Annotated in this window: 17 protein-coding genes and 1 pseudogene; 4 read left to right on the forward strand and 14 right to left on the reverse strand. The window is 67.5% G+C overall.

Going from position 1 to position 22,733, the window contains the following annotated elements:
- Positions 1–33: 33 nt before the first annotated feature.
- The 6 genes from AC3QLZ_RS10155 to AC3QLZ_RS10180 form a co-directional block, all read right to left on the reverse strand.
- A complete protein-coding gene (locus AC3QLZ_RS10155) occupies positions 34–6,153 on the reverse strand; it encodes an Hpt domain-containing protein (protein ID WP_014235767.1) in 6,120 nt (2,039 codons plus the stop codon).
- A 33-nt stretch (positions 6,154–6,186) separates the two neighbouring features.
- The gene (locus tag AC3QLZ_RS10160; protein WP_014235768.1) at positions 6,187–8,385 is read right to left on the reverse strand and encodes a methyl-accepting chemotaxis protein; all 2,199 of its coding nucleotides are present in this window, start codon (positions 8,383–8,385) and stop codon (positions 6,187–6,189) included.
- 79 nt (positions 8,386–8,464) lie between these two features.
- Complete coding sequence (locus tag AC3QLZ_RS10165) at positions 8,465–8,977, reverse strand: chemotaxis protein CheW (protein ID WP_014235769.1); 513 nt, start codon at positions 8,975–8,977, stop codon at positions 8,465–8,467.
- A 14-nt stretch (positions 8,978–8,991) separates the two neighbouring features.
- Entirely contained in the window at positions 8,992–9,354 is a 363-nt protein-coding gene (locus AC3QLZ_RS10170) for a response regulator transcription factor (protein ID WP_014235770.1), read from the reverse strand.
- Positions 9,355–9,375: 21 nt separating this feature from the next.
- Positions 9,376–9,738, reverse strand: coding sequence for a response regulator (locus AC3QLZ_RS10175; protein ID WP_172974747.1), 363 nt, complete (start codon positions 9,736–9,738; stop codon positions 9,376–9,378).
- A gap of 126 nt (positions 9,739–9,864) precedes the next feature.
- Entirely contained in the window at positions 9,865–10,017 is a 153-nt protein-coding gene (locus AC3QLZ_RS10180; RefSeq protein ID WP_043797679.1) for a rubredoxin, read from the reverse strand.
- A gap of 139 nt (positions 10,018–10,156) precedes the next feature.
- On the opposite strand from AC3QLZ_RS10180, the gene thiD reads away from it, so the two are divergent.
- From thiD to hemL, 3 genes are read left to right on the forward strand one after another with little or no spacing between them, the layout of a single operon-like run.
- Entirely contained in the window at positions 10,157–10,999 is an 843-nt protein-coding gene (thiD, locus tag AC3QLZ_RS10185; protein ID WP_014235773.1) for a bifunctional hydroxymethylpyrimidine kinase/phosphomethylpyrimidine kinase, read from the forward strand.
- Positions 10,992–11,639, forward strand: a complete 648-nt coding sequence (gene thiE, locus AC3QLZ_RS10190; protein WP_014235774.1) for a thiamine phosphate synthase — start codon at positions 10,992–10,994, stop codon at positions 11,637–11,639. Before thiD ends, thiE begins: the two co-directional genes overlap by 8 nt.
- Complete coding sequence (hemL, locus tag AC3QLZ_RS10195) at positions 11,626–12,909, forward strand: glutamate-1-semialdehyde 2,1-aminomutase (protein WP_014235775.1); 1,284 nt, start codon at positions 11,626–11,628, stop codon at positions 12,907–12,909. The genes thiE and hemL overlap by 14 nt, the downstream gene beginning before the upstream one ends.
- Positions 12,910–12,987: 78 nt before the next feature.
- On the opposite strand, the gene ppk2 is transcribed toward hemL, so the two are convergent.
- The 3 genes from ppk2 to AC3QLZ_RS10210 form a co-directional block, all read right to left on the reverse strand.
- Positions 12,988–14,187 carry a polyphosphate kinase 2 gene (ppk2, locus tag AC3QLZ_RS10200; protein WP_014235776.1) on the reverse strand — a complete coding sequence of 400 codons (1,200 nt, stop codon included), beginning with the start codon at positions 14,185–14,187 and terminating at the stop codon, positions 12,988–12,990.
- Positions 14,188–14,332: 145 nt separating this feature from the next.
- Positions 14,333–15,835 (reverse strand): high affinity choline transporter 1, encoded by a 1,503-nt coding sequence (locus AC3QLZ_RS10205; protein WP_014235777.1) that lies wholly within the window; start codon positions 15,833–15,835, stop codon positions 14,333–14,335.
- 305 nt (positions 15,836–16,140) lie between these two features.
- Complete coding sequence (locus tag AC3QLZ_RS10210) at positions 16,141–16,347, reverse strand: hypothetical protein (RefSeq protein ID WP_014235778.1); 207 nt, start codon at positions 16,345–16,347, stop codon at positions 16,141–16,143.
- A gap of 186 nt (positions 16,348–16,533) precedes the next feature.
- On the opposite strand from AC3QLZ_RS10210, the gene AC3QLZ_RS10215 reads away from it, so the two are divergent.
- A complete protein-coding gene (locus tag AC3QLZ_RS10215) occupies positions 16,534–19,254 on the forward strand; it encodes a DUF2339 domain-containing protein (RefSeq protein WP_014235779.1) in 2,721 nt (906 codons plus the stop codon).
- Here AC3QLZ_RS10215 and AC3QLZ_RS10220 read toward each other — a convergent pair.
- The 5 genes and pseudogenes from AC3QLZ_RS10220 to ubiB form a co-directional block, all read right to left on the reverse strand.
- Positions 19,247–19,462 carry a hypothetical protein gene (locus AC3QLZ_RS10220; RefSeq protein ID WP_235832476.1) on the reverse strand — a complete coding sequence of 72 codons (216 nt, stop codon included), beginning with the start codon at positions 19,460–19,462 and terminating at the stop codon, positions 19,247–19,249. The genes AC3QLZ_RS10215 and AC3QLZ_RS10220 overlap by 8 nt on opposite strands.
- A gap of 2 nt (positions 19,463–19,464) precedes the next feature.
- Positions 19,465–19,545 (reverse strand): annotated as a pseudogene (locus AC3QLZ_RS10225) (hypothetical protein); the annotation flags it as partial.
- Between the two features lie 74 nt (positions 19,546–19,619).
- Positions 19,620–19,952: an aldehyde dehydrogenase family protein gene (locus AC3QLZ_RS10230; protein ID WP_337998947.1), complete on the reverse strand. Its 333-nt coding sequence runs from the start codon at positions 19,950–19,952 to the stop codon at positions 19,620–19,622.
- Between the two features lie 235 nt (positions 19,953–20,187).
- Positions 20,188–21,066: an arginase gene (locus tag AC3QLZ_RS10235; protein WP_014235781.1), complete on the reverse strand. Its 879-nt coding sequence runs from the start codon at positions 21,064–21,066 to the stop codon at positions 20,188–20,190.
- A gap of 25 nt (positions 21,067–21,091) precedes the next feature.
- Positions 21,092–22,642 carry a ubiquinone biosynthesis regulatory protein kinase UbiB gene (gene ubiB / locus AC3QLZ_RS10240; RefSeq protein ID WP_014235782.1) on the reverse strand — a complete coding sequence of 517 codons (1,551 nt, stop codon included), beginning with the start codon at positions 22,640–22,642 and terminating at the stop codon, positions 21,092–21,094.
- Positions 22,643–22,733 lie beyond the last annotated feature (91 nt).

Here is a 22,733-nt window from a genome sequence, read left to right on the forward strand (position 1 = left end):
CTCCGCGCTTTTTCATTTGGGGACCGAGCCGCCTCAGTGCACCCGCTTGCGCTTGGTGTACTCCTGCACCAGGGCCAGCAGCTCGTCTTCCTGGTAGGGCTTGCCCAGGTAGTGGTTCACCCCGATCTCGAAGGCGTAGTTGCGGTGCTTGTCCGCCGTGCGGGAGGTGATCATGATGATGGGCAGGTGCTTCAGGCGCTCGTCCGCCCGCACGTTGCGGGTGAAGTCGAAGCCGTCCATGCGCGGCATCTCGATGTCCACCAGCAGCACGTCGGGCATGGTGTCGATCAGCTGCTCCAGACCATCCACGCCGTCCTTGGCCGTCAGCACGTGGTAACCCTCGCGGGACAGCAGGCGGCTGGTGATCTTGCGCACGGTGAGGGAGTCGTCCACCACCATCACCGTCGGCAGGGTCTGGGCCGGCGTCTCTTCCACCGGCACCGACTCCAGGGGCGCCGCCGGAGTATGCACCGCCACGCTGGCTTCGCTGCGGGCCGCCAGGGCCACCGGGTTGAGGATCAGCAGCACCTGGCCGTCGCCGAGCACGGTGGCGCCGGCAATGCCGATCACCCGGGCCAGCTGGGGGCCGACGTTCTTGACCACGATTTCCTGGTTGCCGAACAGCTCGTCCACCTGGATCGCCGCCCGCTGGGTGCCGGAGCGCAGCAGCAGCACCCAGGACAGGCGCCGGGCTTCGGGCAGGGCCTGGGGTTCGCCCAGCAGGTGGGGCAGGAAGTGGTAGGGATAGCGGTTGCCCAGCCATTCCACCTGACCGGTCTCGCGGATGCCGGCCAGGACCTGTTCCTTCACTTCCTGGACCTGGGCGATCATGGCCGAGGGAATGGCGTAGCGGCGATTGCCGACGCGCACGATGAGGGCCTGGGTGACAGCCAGGGTCAGGGGCAGGTAGATACGGAAAGTGAGGCCCTTGCCGGCCACCGACTGCATTTCCAGGCGGCCGCCCAGGTTGGTCACTTCGGTGCGCACCACGTCCATGCCGACGCCGCGGCCGGCGATCTGGGAAACCTCGCCGGCGGTGGAAAAGCCGGGGGCGAAAATCAGGTCGGCCAGGCGGGCGTCGTCCGCCTCCTCGCCGGCAGCCAGCAGCCCCTGGCTCTCGGCCTTGGCGCGGATGCGCTGCAGGTCCAGGCCGGCGCCGTCGTCGGCCATGGTGATGATGATTTCGTTGCCTTCCTGGGCCACCTTCAGTTCGATCTCGCCGATCTCTTCCTTGCCGGCGGCGAGGCGGCCTTCCCGGCTTTCCAGGCCATGGGCGACGGAGTTGCGCAGCATGTGCTCCAGGGGGGCGACCATCTTGTCCAGCACGCCCCGGTCCAGTTCCACCTGGCCGCCGACGATTTCCAGGTTGGCCCGCTTGCCCACTTCCTTCGCCGTCTGCCGCACGATGCGGTGCAGACGCTCGGTCTGGCTGCTGAAGGGCACCATGCGCACGCTCATCAGGGACTGCTGCAGCTCCCGGTTGAGGCGGGCCTGGGCGATGATGGCGGCGTTGGCTTCGTCCAGGTTCTTCAGCAGGTTCTGCTGCACCGTGGCCACGTCGTTCACCGATTCGGCCATCATCCGGGTCAGTTCCTGGAAGCGGGTGAAGCGGTCGAACTCCAGGGGGTCGAAGCCGGCATGGGCCACTTCGGCCTCGGCGGTACGGGCCTGGATCTGGGTCTCGGCCTGGATTTCCACCTCCCGCAGCTGGCGCCGCAGGCGGATCACGTTTTCCGTCAGGTCGAGCAGGGAATCCTTGAGGCTGCGCATTTCCCCTTCGATGCGGGCCCGGGCGATGGACAGCTCGCCGGCCTCGTTCACCAGCCGGTCCATCAGGTCGGAGCGCACCCGCAGGGTGGCGCGGGAGGCGGCGGCCGCATCGACTTCCGGCTCGGCCGCTGCAACCTGTACTGTGGCCGGGGCCTCGGCTGCGGGCCGCTCCGGCTGGGCCACCGCGGCAGGCATCTCGGCGGAAGCAGGCGCTGCCTGGGTTTCCGGCATGGCCGGTGCGAGATCGGCTTCCGCCGTCTCCGGCAGGGCCAGCAGTTCCACCGGCAGGGGTGTATCCAGGGTGTCACCGGAAGCCAGGCGCTCAACGATCTGGGCGATGGCGTCGAAGGCGATCTGGATTTCCTCGATCAGGGCCGCTTCCGCCGCCCCGGCCTTGTGGGCCTGCTCGACCCGGGTTTCCAGGGTGTGGGTCAGTTCCCCCAGGTTCATGGCGCCGGCCATGCGGGCCGAACCCTTGAGGGTGTGCAGCAGCCGGGCCAGGGCCCGGGCCACGTCGGCATCGTGGGGGTCGTCGTGCCACAGGCGCAGCTGCTCGGTGATGCTCTGGGTCAGCTCCTGGGCTTCTTCGAGGAAGATGGGCAGCAGCTGCTCGTCCAGGTCATCCTTGAGCTGCACCGGCGCCGGCGGGGCGGCGGGGGCTGCAGCCGGAGCGCCGGCGCTGACCACGGCCGGCACTTCGTTGCCGTCGCCGTTGTCGTTGAGGGCCGCGGGGAACAGGGTGTCCAGGGCATCCGCCAGGTGGGAGGCGGGCTCCGGCGGCTGCTGGGCGGCAACGCTGGCCACCATTTCCTCCAGGGAGGAGATGGCCAGGCGGATGATTTCCAGGGCTTCCAGGCTGGCCGGATGGGCCGACTGGTCGCGCCGCAGCAGGGCGTGTTCCAGGGCCCGGCCAAGGCGGTTGATGGCGTCCAGGCCGATGGTGCCAGCGATGCTGCCCAGGGTGTGGGCGGCCCGGGTGAAGGGCTCGGCCGTGGGCATTTCCGGGTCGGTCTCGAGCAGGCCGAACTGGCGCTGCAGGGCTTCCAGGTGGCCCTGGGCCTCTTCCATGAAAATCTGGTAGAGGGTGGAGGAGACCTTCAGGGTCGGCCGCGGCGGCGGTGGCGCTTCTTCGGCCTCCAGCTCGGGCAGGATGTCCTGGGCGGCGGGCGCCGGGGGCGTCAGCTCGATCTCCTGGGCCATATCCGGCACAGTCTCGGACGGAGCCTCGACTTCGCCGTCGAAGGCGATGTCGAGGGCAGGCTCGCTCTCGAGCGACAGCGGCGATGACTCGGGGGCTGCTGCGACAGCGGGCTCGGCCGGCAGTTCCGTCAGGGCGATGGGTTCGTCGGCGGCGGCGACTTCCGGCAGCGGCTCCACCGCGGCAGGCATCTCCAGCTCACCCAGGTCGTCCAGGGGCGGCAGTTCCAGGGTTTCCAGATCGCCGGAGAGCTCGTGTTCTTCGTCCAGCGACGGCGCAGCGGCTTCCAGCCCGGCTTCCGGCCGAGCTTCTGCCATGGCTGACGCCGCCTCCGGGGCGGCCGGCGCGGGGGCCGCATCCCCCAGGTCGAAATCAAAATCCAGGGCGGCGGGCGTCACTTCCTCCAGGGCCGGCAATTCTTCCAGGGCCAGATCCACGTCGGCCGTCGCGGCGACGGGAGCTTCCTCCAGTTCCGGCAGGGTCAGTTCCTCGATCTCCGGCACCGCCTCGAGCGCTGTCGCCGCGTCGGTTTCCTGCACGGCAGGCACCTCGGCCTCCGCCATGAAGTCGCGCATGTCGCTGGCGATCACCGGCATCACTTCCATGGCCGGGGGGGTCAGGTCCACCGAGGCCCCATCCAGGTCCACCTCCAGGCCCAGGTCGGCGAAGGGGGTGCTCTCTTCCAGGGACAGTTCGGGCAGGGCAGAGGCTGGCGCCGCCTCGGCCACCGGTGCCGGCGGGGTTTCGGCCCCGCGCATGGTGTCGGCCTTGGTCACCAGGGCCGCGGGATCGGGGGCGCCGCCTTCCCGGGTTTCCAGGTAGCGGACCCAGGCGGAGAAGAGGACATGGGCCTCTTCGATGAGGGCGAACAGTTCCGGGCTGACGTCGTATTCCTGGCGCAGCCACAGGTTGAGCACCTGCTCGATGGCCCAGGCGGTTTCGCCCAGGTCCTTGAGTCCGACCATGCGGCCGCTGCCCTTGAGGGTGTGGAAACTGCGGCGGATGGTGGTGAGGAAATCGACGTTGTGGGGCTGCTCCCGCAGCAGGCCGATGTGGCTGCCGATGGTGCCGAGCACTTCCTGGGCCTCTTCCAGGAAAATGGAGAGCAGCTCCGCGTCCAGCTCCTCTTCCGAGGCCTGGGTCAGCTTGATGGTTTCGGCGGACGGCGCCGGGGCGGCAGCCACCTGGGGCTTGATCTCGGCCAGGGCCGCATCCAGGGCAGGAGCGGCGGCATCCAGGTGGGGCGCGGCCTCCAGGGCCGACAGGGCCGCCTTGGCCTGCTGTCCCAGGGCCTTGTCGGCCACCAGGTCTGCATCCTTCTGCAGGGACTCCAGGTTCTGCTTCAGTTCCTGGCGCAGGTTGGCGTCGGCGGGCTGTTCCTTCAGCGCCTCCATCAGGGCCTGGGTTTCCTTCTTCTGCTTTTCCAGTTCCTGTTCCACCGACGGGGCGGCGGCTTCCACCACCTCTTCGACCTCTTCCTCCTCCCGGTTGCCCTGGGGTCCCAGGCCGCGGGAGAAGGCGGAGAAGTCGGCGCTGCCCTTGGCCAGTTCCCGGGGCAGGGCTTCGACGAAGAAGCCGAGGGCGGAAAGCTGGCTGGCGACGGCCTCGAAATCGGCCTCCACCGGCTCGTAGTCGGGGGCGGAGAAGCGGGCGATGCGGGCGCTGCAATCGGCCAGGGTGGCCACGGCCGCGTCCTGGCCGAGGATGGTGAGGGCGCCGGTGACCTGCTTCAGGGGCATGTCCAGGCCGGCCAGGTCGCCGCGGCGGGAAACGTCGCGGAAGAAGGCGTCCAGCACCTGTTCGATCTGCACCAGGTTGGTCTGGATTTCCTTGGCCACCTGGCTGTTGAGCAGGCGCTCCTGGGCCCGGCGGGACATTTCGTCCAGCCCCGGCACCTCGGCCCCGGTCTCAGCCGGCTGGCCGCTGACACAGGCGTGCAGGCGGGCCACCATGACGTCCACCTGGTGGGCGAAATCCTGGCCCAGGTGCTCGAAATTTTCCTGGGCATTGGCCGCCAGCAGAATGCCGGTGGCCAGTTCCATGCCCATCACCTCGCTATGGCGGGCGGGCTTTTCCACCAGCCAGTTGGCGGTGCCCAGCAGGGCTTTGCAGAGGCGGTGGAAGTCGTGCTGGCCCAGCTGCTCCGCGCCTTGGGCCAGATGGCCCACCTGTTCGCGGAAGGTCGGCAGGGCGGAGCCGGTGCCGGCGCAGAACTTGCCCCAGGCCTCCTCGGCGGCGGCGATGTGCTCGCGCAGGCGGCGCAGCACCAGTTCCTGGGCCGGCGTGGCGTGGATCACCCCGTCGCCGTCCACGGCGGGCAGCAGGTCGCCCAGGGCGAAGGACTGCTTGAGGCCGCTCACCACGCCATCCTGACTGTCGGCCACGGCGACGTGATAGAGGGCGTCGCGCATCAGGCGCTCGGCGAAATTGCGGGAGCCTTCGATGAGCCGGCGGATCTGCAGGTCGATGCGGGCGCACAGCTGCTTGATGTCGTTCTCGCCGGTGACGGCGCCTTCGGCCAGGGCGGTGATGAAGCCCTGGGCCACCCACCAGAAGGAGCGGGCGGCGGGCAGATCTTGGGTGGCCTCGATGGCGGTGATGGCATCGCGCATCAGGGCCAGGCCGGCGCGGTCACCGCGCAGCCAGGCCAGCAGGCCCCGCTGGAAGCGGCTGCGCTCGGCCCGCAGGCGCTTGTTCAGCTCGGCCGGCGGCAGGGCGGCAGCCTGGCGCCGGGGCGGACGCACCGCCAGGTCGGGGAAGAAGAGGTCGGTGGGATTGACCCGCTCCAGACCCCGGGCCTGCTGCACGGACTGGTACAGGTCCCACAGGCGCAGGGGCTGGTTGGGCTCACCGTTGAGCAGGTCGTCCAGGTAGTGGCGGATGGCCTGCAGGGAACGCCGCACCAGATCGACGGCGGCATCGTCGGCCGGGCGCTTGCCCGACTCCAGGTCGGCCAGGAAGGCTTCCAGGGCTTCGGTGAACTGGGTCACCCCGTCCAGGCCGACAATGGCCAGGGCACCATGGACCTGGTGCAGGTGGGTGCGGCCGAACTTGATCTGGGACAGGTCGCTCCGGTCCCCGCCCAGGTACTGCTGCAGGGACTGGTCGGCCCGCTCCAGGGCGGCGTCGATCTCGCCCTTCACCCAGGTGAGGGGCCCGACGTCGAATTCGGTGACTGCGCTCATGGGGACCTTGTTTTCTGATTAGCGGAACAACGCTTACGCGACCTTGAAGCCGGCCACCGATCCCTTCAGTTCGGTTGCCAGACCGGCCAGTTCGCCCACGGCCTCGGCCGTCTGCTTGGTACCGGCGGTGGTCTGTTCGGTCACGTTGAGGATGTCCTTCATGGTCTCGGCCACGCCGGCGGCGGACTGGGCCTGCTGCTGGGTGGCGCTGGAGATGTTCTCGATCAGGCTGGCCAGGTTCTGGGACACGGAACCGATCTCGGCCAGGGCCTGACCGGCGGCGTCGGACAGCTTGGCCCCTTCCACCACGCCCTGGGTCGATTCTTCCATGGCGGAAACCGCATCCTGGGTATCGGTCTGAATGGTCTTCACAATGGCCGCAATCTGCTTCGTGGCTTCGGCGGAACGTTCGGCCAGACGCTGCACTTCTTCTGCCACCACCGTGAAGCCGCGGCCGGCCTCGCCGGCGGAGGCGGCCTGAATGGCGGCGTTCAGGGCCAGCACGTTGGTCTGTTCGGTAATGTCGGAAATCAGTTCCACGATTTCGCCGATCTCCTGGGAGCTTTCGCCCAGGCGCTTGATCCGCTTTGCCGTTTCCTGGATCTGCTCGCGAATTTCGTTCATGCCCTTGATGGAATCCTGCACGGCCTGGGCGCCCTTCTCGGCGGCGGACAGGGACTGGCGTGCCACCTGGGCCGACTGGGTGGCCTCGGAGGACACCTGGTTCATGGAACTGGCCATGGTCAGGACGGAGCGGCCGGCTTCCTCAATTTCCTTGGACTGGCGCTCGGCAGCGGCCAACAGTTCCTCGGAGGTCTTGCGGGCCATTTCGGTGGCCAGGGTCACCCGGTTGGCGGCGTCGTTGATGCGGCCCACCAGCACCCGCAGTTCTTCAATGGTGTAGTTGATGGAGTCGGCGATGGCGCCGGTGATGTCCTCGGACACGGTGGCGGTGACGGTCAGGTCGCCGTCGGCCAGGTCGCCCAGTTCGTTCATCAGGCGCAGGATGGCGTCCTGGTTCTGGCGGTTCAGTTGCTCGGATTCCAGGCGCAGGCGCTCGGCCTCCTCGGCACGGCGGCGGGAGTCTTCCAGGTAGATCTTGGCCATCAGCACCAGGGCGCCCAGGGCCACCAGCACCATCACCACCAGGATGACGATGTACAGGGCCCGCTCGGCCAGTTCGGCCTGGTAGGCGTCGGCCAGCTTGTCGGTGGCTGCCAGCAGTTCGTCCGAATCCTTGAAGATGGCGGAACCGGACTGCTTGGCCAGCACCAGGCGCTGCATGTTGCCGAGAATGCCGGACACGGCGTCCTGGTATTCCTTGAAGGCGCCTTCCAGCTCGCCCAGCTTGGTGCGGGTGTCGCCGTCGGAGGCGGCCTTGAGGGTTTCGTTACCCTTGATCAGGCCGTTCAGCAGGTCGCGGAAGGAGTTGGTGTCCTTGCCCAGGAGGAAGGCCACTTCCGGGTCGATGGCGTCGCCCACCAGCAGGGCGGAGGCGTTCTTGGCGATACGCTGGGTCAGCATCACCATCTGGTTGGCCGCGGCGATTTCCCGGGCACCGCCGCCGGATTGCAGCTTGAGGGCGGCGACCTGTTCGGACAGTTCCAGCAGCTGGGGATTCTTGCTGGCGATGATGGCCACGTCCTTACCCAGGTTCACCAGGTTCTTTTCCATTTCCAGCAGGCGGGTGGCGTTCTTGTCGGTCTTTTCCCACTCGCTCATCAGGGCCTGCAACTGGGGCTGCACGCCATCGGGGGAGGGGGGTACCGCCACTTCGGTGATTTCGCCGCCCTGGGAGAGGCGTTCCAGCAGGCGGGCAAAGGATTCGCGGGAGGTCTTCAGGTGTTCGAAGGCCACCGGCGTACCTTGCAGGGCCTGGGCCGCATCCTTGGCCAGGCGCTGGGAGAGCATGCGCATTTCACCGGCCGCCGCCACATAGACGGTGCCGTAGGTGGATTCCCGGTTGTCGTGATAAACCAGGCCGGCGATGAACAGCATCACCACCAGCAGCACCGAACCGAGAATCTGCAACTGCTTGACGACCGGATACTGGCCGAGGAAGTCGGTCAGGGCCGCAGCCGGCTCCTTCGGCTTCTTTTCCTTGGCCGGTTTGGCCACCGGAACTTCCATTACCCGGGTGGGGGCGGCGAGGGTTTCCTCGCCCACAGGTGCGGCGGACTTTTTCTGACCCTTGCCGAAAGAAAAGGCGGGTAGCTTAAGTTTGAACGCCATGGTGTTCTCCAGTTCTCAGTGCTTTTGCAACCTAGTGTTGCGGAGCGGTTCGTTTATTGTTGGTTGGGAAAATCCGTGATCAGGCGCCGATCTGCATGAAATCGGGGTCGGCCAGGAGTTCCTTCAGGTTCAGCTTGTGCCAGGTCCGTCCGTCGCCATCCGTGTAGCACTCGCGGCCCCAGACAGGGAGGGAAGCATCCGGCTCGGCAGGCGTCAGGGTTTCCAGGTTCTTCAGCCCCAGGGAACGATTCACCAGCAGGGCGGCGTTGGAGCCGTAGCGGGTGCCCACCAGCAGCAGGCGGACGTTGGCGTTGTAGGGGGTGGGATCGCCGCCGAGGAAGGCGGAAAGGTCGGCCACCGAATAGAGGCTGCCGCGGATGTTGGCGATACCGGCGAACCAGGGCTTGGTCAGGGGCACGGGAGCCAGATGGGGGGAGGGAATGATTTCCCCCGAATCGGACAGGTTGAGCAGCCACAGGCGGCTCCCCGCCTGGACCCCGAGCAGGCCGGCCGCGGCCTGCCCGCGGGCGGCGCTGGACAGGCGTGCCGCCAGGTGTTCCTGGAACTGCCGCAGGCTGATTTTTCTGGCCATGCCGCCCCAGCCTCCTAGAGTGCGGCGATCTTGGCGAGCAGCTCTTCGGCGTTGACCGGTTTCACCAGGTAGTCCTGGGCACCCTGGCGCAGCCCCCAGATCTTGTCCGTTTCCTGGCCCTTGGAGGTGCAGACGATGACCGGAATGTCCTTGGTGTCGTCGTCCCGGGTCAGGGTACGGGTGGCCTGGTAGCCGTTGAGGCCGGGCATCACCACATCCATCAGCACCAGGTCGGGCTTTTCGGCCTTGGCCTTGGCGATGCCGTCCTCACCGTTTTCGGCGGTAACCACCTGGTAACCGTTCTTGGTGAGGATTTCGACCATGAAGTGACGTTCGGTGGGGGAATCGTCCACCACGAGGATTTTCTTGACGGGCATAGGGACTCTCTCGGCTAACGCTTATTGAACCTGCTGGGGCCCGTAGGTGGCCACAGCCTGCAGCAAACTGTCTTTGGTAAAGGGCTTGGTGAGGTACTGGTCGGAACCGACCATACGCCCCCGGGCCCGGTCGAAAAGGCCGTCCTTGGAGGACAGCATGATCACCGGGGTGTTGCGGAAACGGGCGTTTTTCTTGATCAGGGCGCAGGTCTGGTAACCGTCCAGACGGGGCATCATGATGTCGCAGAAGACTATGTCTGGTTGGTGGTCGGCGATCTTGGCCAGGGCATCGAACCCGTCCTCGGCCAGCACCACCTGGCATCCTGCCTGCACCAGGAAGATTTCAGCGCTGCGACGGATGGTATTGCTATCGTCAATCACCATCACTTTCACGCCGCGCTGGGCAGTGGCATCCGGCAAATCAACCTCCCAAGATCTCTCGATTACCCCGGAACCAGCCGGGGCTTCTGGATTTTATGCAGCAATACTAAACCTTCGCCCGGGATTTTCCTAGATTTCCACCATTTCGAAGTCTTCCTTGCGCGCATCGCACTCGGGACAGACCCAGTTCATGGGAATATCCTGCCAACGGGTACCGGGGGCGATGCCCTCTTCCGGCAGTCCGGCGGCCTCGTCGTAGATGAAACCGCAAATCTGGCACATCCAGGTCCGGTAAGGACCTCCTGGTGGGGTGGATTCAGGCTGGGTCATATCAAAGCTCGGAAGGGGGTTTTAGGCTAGAATCGGGGCCCTTGATCTTACCCAAAGCGCTGCGCCGCCGAAAGGCAGAAAGCGTGCTGCAATGCCACAAAACCCCTCCCCCCAGCTGTCGCCCCCCATTGTCCTCACCTTTGCCGCCTCCGACCCCACCGGCGGCGCCGGCGTCCAGGCGGACATCCTGACCCTGGCCAGCATGGGCTGCCACCCCCTCTCGGTGATCACCGCCATCACCGTCCAGGACACCGCCGGGGTGGATGCGGTCCTGCCCATGGAGCCGGACTGGGTCGAGGACCAGGCCCGCTCCCTGCTGGAGGACATGCCGGTGGCCGCCTTCAAGATCGGTCTCATCGGCAGCGTGGAGAACGTGGCGGCCATCGCCGAGATCGTCTCCGACTATCCCCACATTCCCCTGATCCTGGACCCGGTGCTGGCCTCCGGCCGGGGCGACGAGCTGGCGACGGAGGACCTCATCGCCGCCATGAAGGAACTGCTGCTGCCCCAGACCACCATCCTCACCCCCAACAGCCTGGAGGCCCGCCGCCTGGCCGAGGAGGACGAGGAGGAGCCGGAACTGGAGGAGTGCGCCCGCCGCCTGGTCAGCTACGGCTGTGAATACGTGCTGCTCACGGGCACCCACGAAAACACCGGCCAGGTCATCAACACCCTCTACAACGAGCACGGCATGGTGCGGGCCGACCGCTGGGAGCGGCTGCCCGGCAGCTACCACGGCTCCGGCTGCACCCTGGCCTCCGCCATCGCCGCCAACCTGGCCAACGGCCTGGAACTGGGCGACGCGGTGCGGGACGCCCAGGAGTACACCTGGCAGGCCCTGGCCGCCGGCTTCCGCCCCGGCATGGGCCAGTACATCCCGGACCGCTTCTTCTGGGCCCGGGCGCCGGAAGAGGGCAGAGAGGGCGATGCTTAAGCGCCCCCGCCCCGGCCTTTACGCCGTCACCCCCGACGGCCTGGAGACGCCGCGTCTGCTGATGCTGGCCGAGGCAGCCCTGGCTGCCGGCATTCCCCTGCTGCAGTACCGGGACAAGAGCGGCGACGACGCCCGCCGCCGGGAACAGGCCACCGCCCTGCTGGCCCTGTGCCGCCGCCACGGCACACGCCTCATCATCAACGACGATGCAGCCCTGGCCCGGGAAGTGGATGCCGACGGCGTCCATCTCGGCGGCGAGGACGGGGACCTGGCCGCCGCCCGCGCCCTGTTGGGCCCCGACAAGCTCATCGGCGCCTCCTGCTACGCCGATTTCGCCCGGGCCCAGGCCGCCGCGGCCGGTGCCAATTACGTCGCCTTCGGCGCCATGTACGCTTCCCCGACCAAGCCCCAGGCACCCCGGGCGCCTTTCAACCTGGTCACCCGGGCCCGCCAGGAGCTGCCTGGCGTACAGGTCGCCGCCATCGGCGGCATCACCCTGGACAACGCCGCCCCGGTCATCGCCGCCGGCGCCCAGTTCGTCGCCGTCATCACCGATTTGTTCGAGGCCCCGGACGTGACCGCCCGGGCCGCCGCCTATCAACGTCTTTTTGCAGAAAGTGCTGCCCATGAGCTCTCGTAACCAGCAACTCTTCGATGCCGCCCAACGCCACATTCCCGGCGGCGTGAATTCCCCCGTGCGGGCCTTCCGCTCCGTCGGCGGCGCCCCCCGCTTCTTCACCCGCGGCGAAGGCCCCCGGGTGTGGGATGCGGAAGGCAAGAGCTACCTGGATTACGTCGGTTCCTGGGGCCCCCTGATCCTGGGCCACGCCCACGCCCCCACGGTCAAGGCCGTGCAGGAGGCCGCCGCCCTGGGCCTGTCCTTCGGCGCCCCCACCGAGGCCGAGATCGAGATCGCCGACCTGCTCTGCGACATCCTGCCCTCCCTGGACATGGTGCGCCTGGTCTCCTCCGGCACCGAAGCCACCATGAGCGCCATCCGCCTGGCCCGGGGCCATACCGGCCGGGACCTGCTGGTGAAGTTCGAGGGCTGCTACCACGGCCATTCCGACAGCCTGCTGGTGAAGGCCGGTTCCGGCCTGCTGACCTTCGGCAATCCCTCCTCCGGCGGCGTCCCCGCCGACGTGGCCAAGCACACCCTGGTGCTCGAATACAACAATGCCGAACAACTGGCCGAAGCCTTTGCCAAGCAGGGCAGCGAAATCGCCGCCGTCATCGTCGAGCCGGTGGCCGGCAACATGAACCTGATCGCGCCCAAGCCCGAGTTCATGCAGGCCATGCGCGAGCTGTGCAGCAAGCACGGCGCCGTGCTCATCTTCGACGAGGTCATGACCGGCTTCCGCGTCGGCCCCCAGTGCGCCCAGGGCCTCTTCGGCATCACCCCGGACCTCACCACCCTGGGCAAGGTCATCGGCGGCGGCATGCCGGTGGCGGCCTTCGGCGGCAAGCGGGAGATCATGGAAAAGATCGCCCCCCTGGGCCCGGTGTATCAGGCCGGCACCCTCTCCGGCAACCCGGTGGCCGTGGCCGCCGGCCTGGTGACCCTCAAGGCCACCCGTGCCCCCGGCTTCTACGATAGCCTGGCCGCCCGTACCAAGCAGCTCACCGACGGTCTCACCGCCGCCGCCAAGAAGCACGGCGTCACCTTCTGCGCCCAGAGCGTGGGCGGCATGTTCGGCCTGTACTTCAGCGCCACCCCGCCCACCTCCTTCGCCGAGGTGATGCAATGCGACAAGGAGGCCTTCAACCGCTTCTTCCACGCCATGCTGGAGGCCGGCCACTACCTGGCGCCTTCCGCCTTTGAAGCCGGCTTCGTCTCCGCCGCCCACACGGAAGCCGACATCGCCGCCACCATCGCCGCAGCCGAGGCCATTTTCGCCAAGGGCGTCTGAGCCTCTCGCCGGAGCGACTGCCGGACGTAAAAAAGCCCGCTCAAACGAGCGGGCTTTTTCTTTGGCGGATGCCGGCGCTTACAGAATCGCCGTGCCTTCGTGTTCGCCCCGTTCGTACACCACGTTGGCCCGGCCCACCAGCAGGGGGTCCAGGGGGCCGATGCGCTCCACGTCCTTATTCTTGTAGGGCAGCTTGTGCAGGATGTAGCGCATGGCGTTGAGCCGCGCCCGCTTCTTGCAGTCGGACTTGACCACGGTCCACGGGGAATCGGCCGTGTCGGTGTAGAAGAACATGGCCTCCTTGGCCTTGGTGTAGTCCTCCCATTTGTCCAGGGAGGCCAGGTCGATGGGGGAGAGCTTCCACTGCTTCAGGGGATGGGTTTCCCGCTCCTTGAAACGGCGGCGCTGTTCGGCCCGGCTGACGGAGAACCAGAACTTGATCAGGTGGATGCCGCTGCGGGCCAGGTTGCGCTCGAACTCGGGACACTGGCGCATGAACTCGGCGTACTCGTCCTGGTCGCAGAAGCCCATGACCCGTTCCACCCCGGCCCGGTTGTACCAGGAGCGGTCGAACATGACGATCTCGCCGGCGGTGGGCAGGTGCTGGATGTAGCGCTGGAAATACCACTGGCCCCGTTCCACTTCCGAGGGCTTTTCCAGGGCTACCACCCGGGCGCCCCGGGGATTCAGGTGCTCGGTGAAACGCTTGATGGCGCCCCCCTTGCCGGCCGCATCCCGGCCTTCGAAGAGGATCACCACCCGCTGCCCGGTTTCCTTGACCCAGGCCTGGAGCTTCAGCAGTTCCACCTGCAGGCGGTACTTCTGCTTCTCGTAGTTCTTGCGGGTCATCAGATTCTTGTAGGGATAGCCGCCGGTGCGCCACTCGTCGGAGAGCTGGTCGTCCGGGCTCACCGGCAGCTTGTCCGCCGGCACCTCATCCTTGAACAGGGTGTCCCGCAGCATCTTCACGTCGTCGGGGGAAGCGCCGGCGACAATGGCTTCCAGGGTCTTGGCCACGGACTTGAGGTCGGTGCCCTGGGTACGACTGAGGATGTCGCGCATGGCGACGACCTTGGAATTCTGGGCGGCGGCCACGGCCTGGCCGACTTCGAAACTCTCTACGCCGGCAGGGCTGTGGGCCGGGGCCACGTCGCCGCTCTTCACCGGGCGGGCGCGGCTGGGGCGGGGCTTGGCCACCACCTTGGTGGCGGCCTTGGGGGCGGTGTTGCCGAGGGCGGCGGACTTGCGGGTTGCGGGCTTGCTGACCTTTGTCACCATGTATTTATTCTCCGGGTCATGGGCTGGAATCGGGGCGCCGGGCCAACCTCCTTGGCCCGGCGGGCGAAGGAACATTGTGCGCCTATTTCAGCCCGGCCGGTGTGACCCATTAGGCATGGCAACCGTGCCATGCCGCAGTCGGCCGTCAGCGGCCGTCGTGATGGTGGGGGTGGTCGCCCAGGTGATGGGTCAGGCCGGCAGCATGATGCTCGTGGCCGAAGGGCACCGGAGTCGGCTGGCCCACCACGCGGGGCAGCAGGGAACCGGCCACCATGGCCACGCCGGCGACAAGGAAGCCCAGCACCTGGGGCGGCCAGGTGGCGTCTTCCGACCCCAGCACTTCCATGAGGATCCAGGTGAAGAAGCCGGAGAAGATGGCGAACAGGGCGCCCTGGGTGTTGGCCCTCTTCCAGTAGAGGCCGGCGAAAAGGGGAATGAAGGCGGTGACCAGGGTGATCTTGTAGGCGTTCTCCACCATGTGGAAGATGCTCTCGTTGGAATTGAGGGCGAACAGCAGCACAGTGCCGGCGAAGCAGACGATCACCGTGCGCATGGCCAGGAGGAAGGTGCGGTCCGGCATGCGCGGGAAGCCGCCGCGCAGGATGTTCTCGGAGAAGGCCACGGAGGGCGCCAGCAGGGTCGCCGAGGAGCAGCTCATGATGGCCGAGAGCAGGGCGCCGAAGAACACCACCTGGGCGAACACCGGCGTGTGCTGCAGGATCAGGGTGGGCAGCACCAGCTGGGAATCCTGTTCCAGCAGGTCGCCGAACATGGCCGGGTCGATCAGGGTGGCGGCGTAGGCCAGGAACATGGGCACGAAGGCGAAGGCGAAGTAGAGGCTGCCGCCCAGCACCGAGCCGCGGATGGCGGTCTTCTCGTTCCTGGCCGAGGTGATGCGCTGGAACACGTCCTGCTGCGGAATGGAGCCCAGCATCATGGTCATCCAGGCGCCGATGAAGGGCACCCACACCTCGAGCCCACCCTTGGGGAAAAAGTCCAGCTTGCCCGCCGCCGCCGCGTGGCCGACCACGGCGCCGACGCCGCCGGTGAGGCCGGAGATGACGTAGCCGATGTAGAGCATGCCGCCCATGATCACGGTGATCTGCACGAAGTCCAGGATGGCCACGGAGAACATGCCGCCGAAGGTGGTGTAGGTCAGCACGATGAGGGCACCCAGGATCATGCCCGCCTCCTGGGACACGGCGCCGCCGGTGACGACGAAGAAGACCAGACCCAGGGCCTTGATCTGGGCCGAGACCCAACCCAGGTAGGAGACCACGACGCAAAGAGTGGTGAGCACCTCGACGGTGCGGTTGTAGCGCAGCCGGTAGTAGTCGCCGATGGTCAGCAGGTTCATCCGGTACAGCTTGCTGGCGAAGAAGAGGCCGGCCAGGATGAGGCAGAGGGAGGCGCCGAAGGGGTCGGCGACGACGCCGCCCAGGCCTTCCTTGACGAAGGTGGCGGAGACCCCGAGCACGGCCTCGGCACCGAACCAGGTGGCGAAGACCGTGGCGGTGACCACCGGCAGGGGCAGGCTGCGGCCGGCGACGGCGAAATCCTTGGCGCTATGGACCCGGGTGGCAGCGAACAGGCCGATGCCGATGGAGACCAGGAGATAGAGGATGACGAAGGCCAGGAGCGTGGTCATGTCAGAAACCCGGGCAGGAAGTCAGAAAAAGGGGATTGGAAAAAACGGGCAAGAGTATAGCCGGATTCCCCTTTAAAAGACTGACGAAAAGCAGCCAAATCAAGCGATTGGCACCATTCCGGCGATAACTGTATCGGAACGGGGGAACAGCCATAGCCCTGCTCTGGGCCGAACCATAACCCAGGACTTCTTGGTCACCCGCTACCTTGGCGCTGACGCCGCTAGCGGAGCGGATCAGGCACAGCCACGGGACAAGGCCACCAGCCTCATCCCGGCTGGCACTCGCTGACCAGGGACAAACTGGTTTAGCCGGCGAGCAGGATGCGGTAGTTCACTCCTTCGCGAACTTGCCGCCCCAACTGCAGCGACACCCCCAGTTCACACCGGTACGTACCGCTGGCCAGGGAAAATTCTAGCTGGGTAGCTGCTGGCGGGAGCGCCAGGGGAATTACGCCGCAGGCCGTCACCACAAGGATCGTGGCGACCAGGCTCCACAACGATTTTCGGCTCATTCGTACCGCCTCCCGGATTGCAGGAAGTCCTTTCATTGTAGGTCGCCCCCATGGACCGGCCGATCCATCCGCTCCAGCAGGCAGGCACCTGTAGCGGCAGCGAGACAATACCATCGGAATATCCCTATACTCGCGGGACAGCTTGGCGGCCTCCAAACGGCGGCCGGAACGAGGAAAGGACGCATCATGTGGTTACTGGGAGTAGTCATCGGCCTGATCATCGGCAGCCCCCTGGGCAGCTTCGGCAGCCTGGCCGGCGCCCTCGCGGGCGGCCTCATCGGCCACTGGCTGGGACGCCAGGGAAACAAGCGGGAGCCGGCAGTCGGCCCGGACTTCCGGCAGCGCCTGCAGCTGCTGGAAAACCAGGTCCAAGCCTTGCGCCGGGAGGTGGAGGTGCTCAAGGGCACCGCGACCGCCTCTACCGCCGTAGCTGAGAGCAGTTGGGAAACACCTGCCCCGACCTCCCCCGTCCCCCAAGCGGTGCAAGCTCCGCCCGTGGCAATGCCGCCCCAACCAGCCCCCCTCGCCGACAGCCCGCCTCCAGCAGCCCGCCCCGTAACGGGCCAGCCCTTTACCCTGGAGCCACCGGACTGGGCCCGGCGGCTGTGGGCCATCAATCCCCTGGCCAAGATCGGCATCGTCCTGCTCTTCTTCGGCATCGCCTCGGGCCTGCGCCTGGCAGTGGATTACGGCCTGTTGCCAGTGCCCCTGCGTCTCCTTATCGCAGCCGCCAGCGGCATCGCCATGATCGCCTTCGGCTGGAACCGAGCCGGGGAGGAAAAACATCGCACCTTCGGCCAGGCCCTCCAGGGTGGCGGCTTCGCCCTGCTCTATCTGGTCGCCTATTTCATGCTGCAGCGCTACACCATGATCGGCCAAGGACCGGCCTTCGCGCTCTTCGCCCTGCTGGGCATCGCCTGCGTCTTCCTGGCGGCGCGCCAGGATGCCCCAGTCCTGGCCGTACTTGGCCTTTCCGGCGCCTTCCTGGCCCCGATACTGGCCGGCGGTCAGGCCGACAGCCCCCTGCCCCTGTTCGCCTATTTCACCCTGCTCAATGTCTTCATCCTGGCAGTGGACTGGTTCCGGGCCTGGCGGGTGCTCAATATCGCCGGCTTCTTCTTCACCCTGGCGGTGGGCATGGCCTGGGCCATGGGCGGCTACCAGCCCCGGCACTACCTGCTAACCCAGGCTTTCCTCGTCCTCTTCCTCTCCGTCTATTCGGCCATGCCGGTGGCCACTGCCCTGCTGCGGGCGCCCGGCCTGGCTGCCTGGCGCGATGGCATCCTGCTTTTCGGCACCCCCTTGGCCGGCACTTTCCTGCAGGCCCGGCTGATGGAGGGCGAGCGCTACGGCCTGGCCTGGAGCACCCTCATCGCCGCTCTTTGGTATTTTGGCCTGTGGGCCCTGCTTTTCCGACGTCGGGAACCGGCCAACCTGCTGGTGGAGCGCAGTCATCTGGGCATCGCCGTGGTCTTCCTCACCATCGCCATCCCCCTGGCCTTCGACGCCCAGGTGACCTCCGCCTTCTGGGCGGCGGAAGGGGCGGCGGTGCTGTGGTTCGGGGTGCGGCAGGAACGCAAGTTGGCCCAGGTCAGCGGCTTCCTCATGCAACTGGCGGCCGGCCTGTCCCTGCTGCTGGGCTGGGCAGCGCTCGGCCACCGCCTGCCGGTGGCGAACGACGCGATGCTCGGTGCCTTCATCCTGGTCCTGGCCGGCCTCTTTTCCGCCCGCCAGCTGCGCTCCCGGGCCTCCTCGGCGGCGCTACTGCCTTTCTTGCCCTGGGCCTGGGCCATGCTGTGGTGGCTGGGCCCAGGCCTGGACGAAATCTACCGTTTTGCCCCTGACAGCCTGCATGCTCCCTACGCCCTACTCTTCATTACCGCCACGGTGCTCCTCCAGGAAGGCCTGATCAGCCTCTGGCGCTGGCCCCAACTGCGGCCCGCCGCCGTGCTGCTACTGGTTGGGTTGGTGGTGGCGACGCTGGCAGGCATCGGCCGCCACGGCCATCCCCTGGCCGGCTTCATGGCTTTGGTGCTGCCCCTGGCCCTGGCTGTCCATTACGTACTCCTGGCCCGCCACGAGCGCCAGGGCGAGACAGGCCTGGCCGCCATCCGCCATCTGGGCGCCTGGTGGCTGCTGCTCTTCGCCCTGGCCTGGGAATTGGCCTGGCAGGCCCGGCACCTGATGCCGGCACCGACCCTGTGGTCCTTTGTCGCCGTGGTCTTGGTACTCGCCGCCGGGCTGGCCCTGCCGGTCCTGGGACAGCAGCGACAGCGCTGGCCATTCACGGCGGCAGGGGCCGGCTACATCCCCTACGGCGTGCTGCCGCCCCTGTTCGGCCTGCTCCTGCTGCTGCCCTGGGGCAATCTGCGCCTGAGTGGCCTTGATGGCCTCGGCTGGCCCTACCTGCCCCTGCTCAATATTTTCGACGCGGGGCAACTCGCCGCCCTGGGCGCCCTCGTGCTTCTAGGCCGCCAGCTCGCTGCCGCCGTCGCCCCCCTGCTGCGGGTTCTCACGGCCCTGCTGGCCTTTCTCTGGCTCTCGGCCCTGGCTGCACGTATTGCCCATCACTGGGGCGGGATTCCTTTCAATTTCCCGACGCTGATGCATGCCACCCTCTTCCAGGCCCTGCTCACCCTGTTCTGGAGCACCACCGCCATTGCCACTATGATCCACGCTTCCCGCCGGGAACTGCGCCACCGCTGGTTCGGCGGCATGCTCCTGCTGGGCCTGGTGGGAGCCAAGCTGCTGCTGTTCGACACCATGGGCAGGGGCACCCTTACCTGGACTGCCACCCTCATCGGCGTCGCCCTGCTGGTACTGGCTGCCGGCTACTTCGCGCCCCTGCCGCCGAAGGCAGCGGCAGACGGCCCTCTGGAGTCGGACACCCTGCCTGGAATTACCTAGCCGGCCATCTGCCCGGCAGTTCGAAGCGGATGCCCTGAGCCGGGGACAGCTGGTTACCGTAGTTGATGGCCAGGGCCTGGCTCATTTCCGCTTCGTCCGGCAGCAGCAGGGTGAATACGCCCTGGGCGCCGTGGTTGCGGCACACCTCATCCACCACACCTTCTGGATGACGATGGCGGTGAGGGGCGCCTTGGGCGACGGCTTCCACACCACCGTATCGCCGCAGACGGCAGTGATGAAGGCATTCCAGGCCCACACCGGAGCGGGAAAGTTGAAGGCAGTGATCACCACTATCGGGCCCGAGGTTGCCAGCGCTCCAACAGGTGATGGCGGGGCCGCTCCAAGGGCAGGCTGAGGCCGTGGAACTAACGGAAGAGACCGACGACGTAGTCGGCGATGTCGATCATTTCCCGGATTTCCACTTCCGCCTCACTGCAGATTTTGCCCACCTCGATGGCCAGCAGGGTGGCCAGGTCAGCCTTCCTTTCCCGCAGGGCGGTGGCCAGGTCCCGGATCACCAAGCCCCGACGGGACGCCGGCACTTGGCGCCAGTGCAGGAAGCGTCGACCGGGTTGAGTTCGCTGAGGCCAAGGCGGTGGCCACCGGCAGGGGCAGGCTGCGGCCGGCGACGGCGAAATCCTTGGCGCTATGGACCCGGGTGGCAGCGAACAGGCCGATGCCGATGGAGACCAGGAGATAGAGGATGACGAAGGCCAGGAGCGTGGTCATGGTGGCGGAAATCCCGGGACGATGACGAGGCGGAAAAATTGAAAAACGCGCAAGTATAGCCGCATTTCCGCCCCGCGCCGGCAGGATTTAGGGCAAGCAAATCAGTGCCTTGGCGCACCATTTTGGATCGCCGCCGATCAAGAGCCGGGAAAGGCCGCCCCCAGTGCCCCGCAGCCGGGCCGGGAAGCCCGTCCGGCGGGCCTCTCAGGCCCCATGCCGGCGGGGGAAGACGGCACCGATGAGCCGGGCCAGCAGGGCTGCCGTACGCCCGCCCGCATCCCGGTCCGGGTTGAACTCCATCACCTCCAGGGCCAGCAGGGCCGGGTCCCCGGCCAGGCCGGCCAAGGCCGGCATCAGTTCGGTCTGGGACAGGCCCGCCGGTTCCGGGCTGCCCACCCCCGGCGCTTCCCGGGGATCGAAGACGTCCAGGTCCAGGCTGACGCCGTAGCCGCCGGGCGCCTGTCGCACCCGGGCCAGGGCTTCGCCGAAGACCGCCGGCAGGCCCCGCTGCCGCACCTCGTCAATGGTGAACACGCGCACCCCGAGGCGGTCGAGGAATTCCCGCTCCTCCGGCTCGTAGCTGCGCACCCCGATGAGGGCCACATGCCCGGGCAGCAGCTTGGGCCCGGGGCCGCCCACGGTCACCAGACGCCGGTCGCCCTGGCCCAGCAGGCAGGCCAGGGGCATGCCGTGGAGGGCGCCGGAATGGGTGCTTTCGGGGGTATGGCTGTCCAGATGGGCGTCGAGCCAGAGCAGGCCGACGGGCGCCGGGCTGGCGGCGCGGACGCCGCTCCAGGTGCCGATGGCGCAGGAATGGTCGCCGCCCAGCACCACCGGGGTCTCGCCCCGCTCCCGGGCCTGGCGCACTGCCTCGGCCAGGCGCTGGCAGAGGTCGGCCACCTCGGCCACGCGGCCGCCCAGGGCCTGGCGCGGAAAGAGGGTTTCGCCCCAGCTGAGATCGGGGCGGCGCTGCAGGTCGTCGAAAGCGTGGGCCCGGTGCAGGGCGGTGGGGCCGGCGTGGCAGCCCGGGTCCTGGGCGCCGACGCCGCTGGCGGCACCAATGAGGCGGAGAGTGCGGTGCATGGCGGCGCAGGCGGCGGGCCCGGACTCAGCCCAGGCTGCGGAAGATTTCCAGGGCGAAGATGCCGGCGGCCAGCAGCAGGGCCAGGCGCAGCCAGCGCTCGTGGCGGGCCTGGGTGGCCTGGATGGCGGCCAGGGCCGCCTGGGTGGCGACGCCGGCTTCCGGCGCCCGGGCCTGGGCGGCCAGGGCCTGCTGGGCCAGGCGGGGAATCTGGGGCAGGCTGCGGGCCCAGTAGGGCGCCTCGTTCTTCAGGTTGCGCACGAAACCGCGCCAGCCCATCTGGCTTTCCATCCACTTCTCGAGGAAGGGCTTGGCGGTCTTCCACAGGTCCAGGTCCGGGTCCAGCTGGCGTCCCAGGCCCTCGATGTTGAGCAGGGTCTTCTGCAGCATCACCAGCTGGGGCTGGATTTCCACATTGAAGCGGCGGCTGGTCTGGAACAGGCGCAAGAGCAGCTTGCCGAAGGAGATGTCCTTCAGGGGGCGGTCGAAGATGGGCTCGCAGACGGCGCGGATGGCCGCTTCCAGCTCGTCCACCCGGGTGTCGGCGGGGGCCCAGCCGGATTCGATGTGGGCCTCGGCCACCCGCTTGTAGTCGCGGCGGAAGAAGGCCAGGAAGTTCTGGGCCAGGTAGTTTTTGTCGTTGTCGTTCAGCGTGGCGACGATGCCGAAATCCAGGGCGATGTAGCGGCCGTCGGCATGGACGAAGATGTTGCCCGGGTGCATGTCGGCGTGGAAGAAGCCGTCGCGGAAGACCTGGGTGAAGAAGATCTCCACCCCGGCCCGGGACAGGGCCTTCAAGTCGGTGCCCTGGGCCTGCAGGCGCTGGGTCTGGCTGATGGGGATGCCGTGCATGCGCTCCATGACCATCACCGAGGGGGTGCAGTAGTCCCAATGCACCTCGGGTACCAGCAGCAGGGGGGAATTCTCGAAATTGCGGCGCAGCTGGGAGCAGTTGGCCGCTTCCCGCATCAGGTCCAGCTCGTCGTAGAGGTGCTTGGCGAACTCGGCCACCACCTCCCGGGGCTTCAGGCGCTTGCCGTCGGCCCACAGCTTTTCGGTAAGGCCGGCCAGGGTGTCCATGAGGGCCAGGTCGTGGCCGATAACCGGCTTCATGCCGGGGCGCAGCACCTTCACCGCCACTTCGCGGCCATCGTGCAGGCGGGCGAAATGGACCTGGGCGACGGAGGCGGAGGCCACCGGGGTCGGGTCGAACTCGGCGAAGATTTCCGCCAGGGGCTTGCCGTAGGCCGCTTCCACCTGGGCAATGGCCTGCTCCGAGGGGAAGGGCGGCACCTGGTCCTGGAGCTTGGCCAGTTCCTCCGCCAGGTCCGGCGGCAGCAGGTCGCGGCGGGTGGACAGCACCTGGCCGAACTTGACGAAGATGGGGCCCAGGGCTTCCAGGGCCAGGCGCAGGCGCTCGGCCTCGGAGCGGCGGTCCAGGTCGCGCCAGAAGAAGAGGGCGCGGGAAAGCCGGGAGAGGCCCCGGGCACGGCCGGTGGGCTCGTGTTCCAGCACCATCTGGTCGAGGCCGTAACGGATGGCGACGGTGGCGATCTTGGCGAGGCGCAGCAGGCGCATGGTCAGTCGGGAAGAGGCGGGGGAGGGAGCCGCCGAGAATACCAGAATCCAGACCGGCCCGCGGCGCCGGGCAGGTATAATCGGCCCTTTC

The sequence above is a fragment of the Azospira sp. MPR-LB4 genome, from assembly GCF_058809525.1.

Bases quoted from the DNA above. Each gene is read 5' to 3' on its own strand.
- AC3QLZ_RS10175 (WP_172974747.1), bottom strand. From the start codon at position 9,738: ATGGTGATTGACGATAGCAATACCATCCGTCGCAGCGCTGAAATCTTC.
- AC3QLZ_RS10170 (WP_014235770.1), bottom strand. From the start codon at position 9,354: ATGCCCGTCAAGAAAATCCTCGTGGTGGACGATTCCCCCACCGAACGT.
- AC3QLZ_RS10205 (WP_014235777.1), bottom strand. From the start codon at position 15,835: ATGACCACGCTCCTGGCCTTCGTCATCCTCTATCTCCTGGTCTCCATC.
- AC3QLZ_RS10165 (WP_014235769.1), bottom strand. From the start codon at position 8,977: ATGGCCAGAAAAATCAGCCTGCGGCAGTTCCAGGAACACCTGGCGGCA.
- ubiB (WP_014235782.1), bottom strand. From the start codon at position 22,642: ATGCGCCTGCTGCGCCTCGCCAAGATCGCCACCGTCGCCATCCGTTAC.
- thiE (WP_014235774.1), top strand. From the start codon at position 10,992: ATGCTTAAGCGCCCCCGCCCCGGCCTTTACGCCGTCACCCCCGACGGC.
- AC3QLZ_RS10160 (WP_014235768.1), bottom strand. From the start codon at position 8,385: ATGGCGTTCAAACTTAAGCTACCCGCCTTTTCTTTCGGCAAGGGTCAG.
- hemL (WP_014235775.1), top strand. From the start codon at position 11,626: ATGAGCTCTCGTAACCAGCAACTCTTCGATGCCGCCCAACGCCACATT.
- AC3QLZ_RS10155 (WP_014235767.1), bottom strand. From the start codon at position 6,153: ATGAGCGCAGTCACCGAATTCGACGTCGGGCCCCTCACCTGGGTGAAG.
- AC3QLZ_RS10235 (WP_014235781.1), bottom strand. From the start codon at position 21,066: ATGCACCGCACTCTCCGCCTCATTGGTGCCGCCAGCGGCGTCGGCGCC.
- AC3QLZ_RS10180 (WP_043797679.1), bottom strand. From the start codon at position 10,017: ATGTGCCAGATTTGCGGTTTCATCTACGACGAGGCCGCCGGACTGCCG.
- thiD (WP_014235773.1), top strand. From the start codon at position 10,157: ATGCCACAAAACCCCTCCCCCCAGCTGTCGCCCCCCATTGTCCTCACC.
- AC3QLZ_RS10210 (WP_014235778.1), bottom strand. From the start codon at position 16,347: ATGAGCCGAAAATCGTTGTGGAGCCTGGTCGCCACGATCCTTGTGGTG.
- ppk2 (WP_014235776.1), bottom strand. From the start codon at position 14,187: ATGGTGACAAAGGTCAGCAAGCCCGCAACCCGCAAGTCCGCCGCCCTC.
- AC3QLZ_RS10215 (WP_014235779.1), top strand. From the start codon at position 16,534: ATGTGGTTACTGGGAGTAGTCATCGGCCTGATCATCGGCAGCCCCCTG.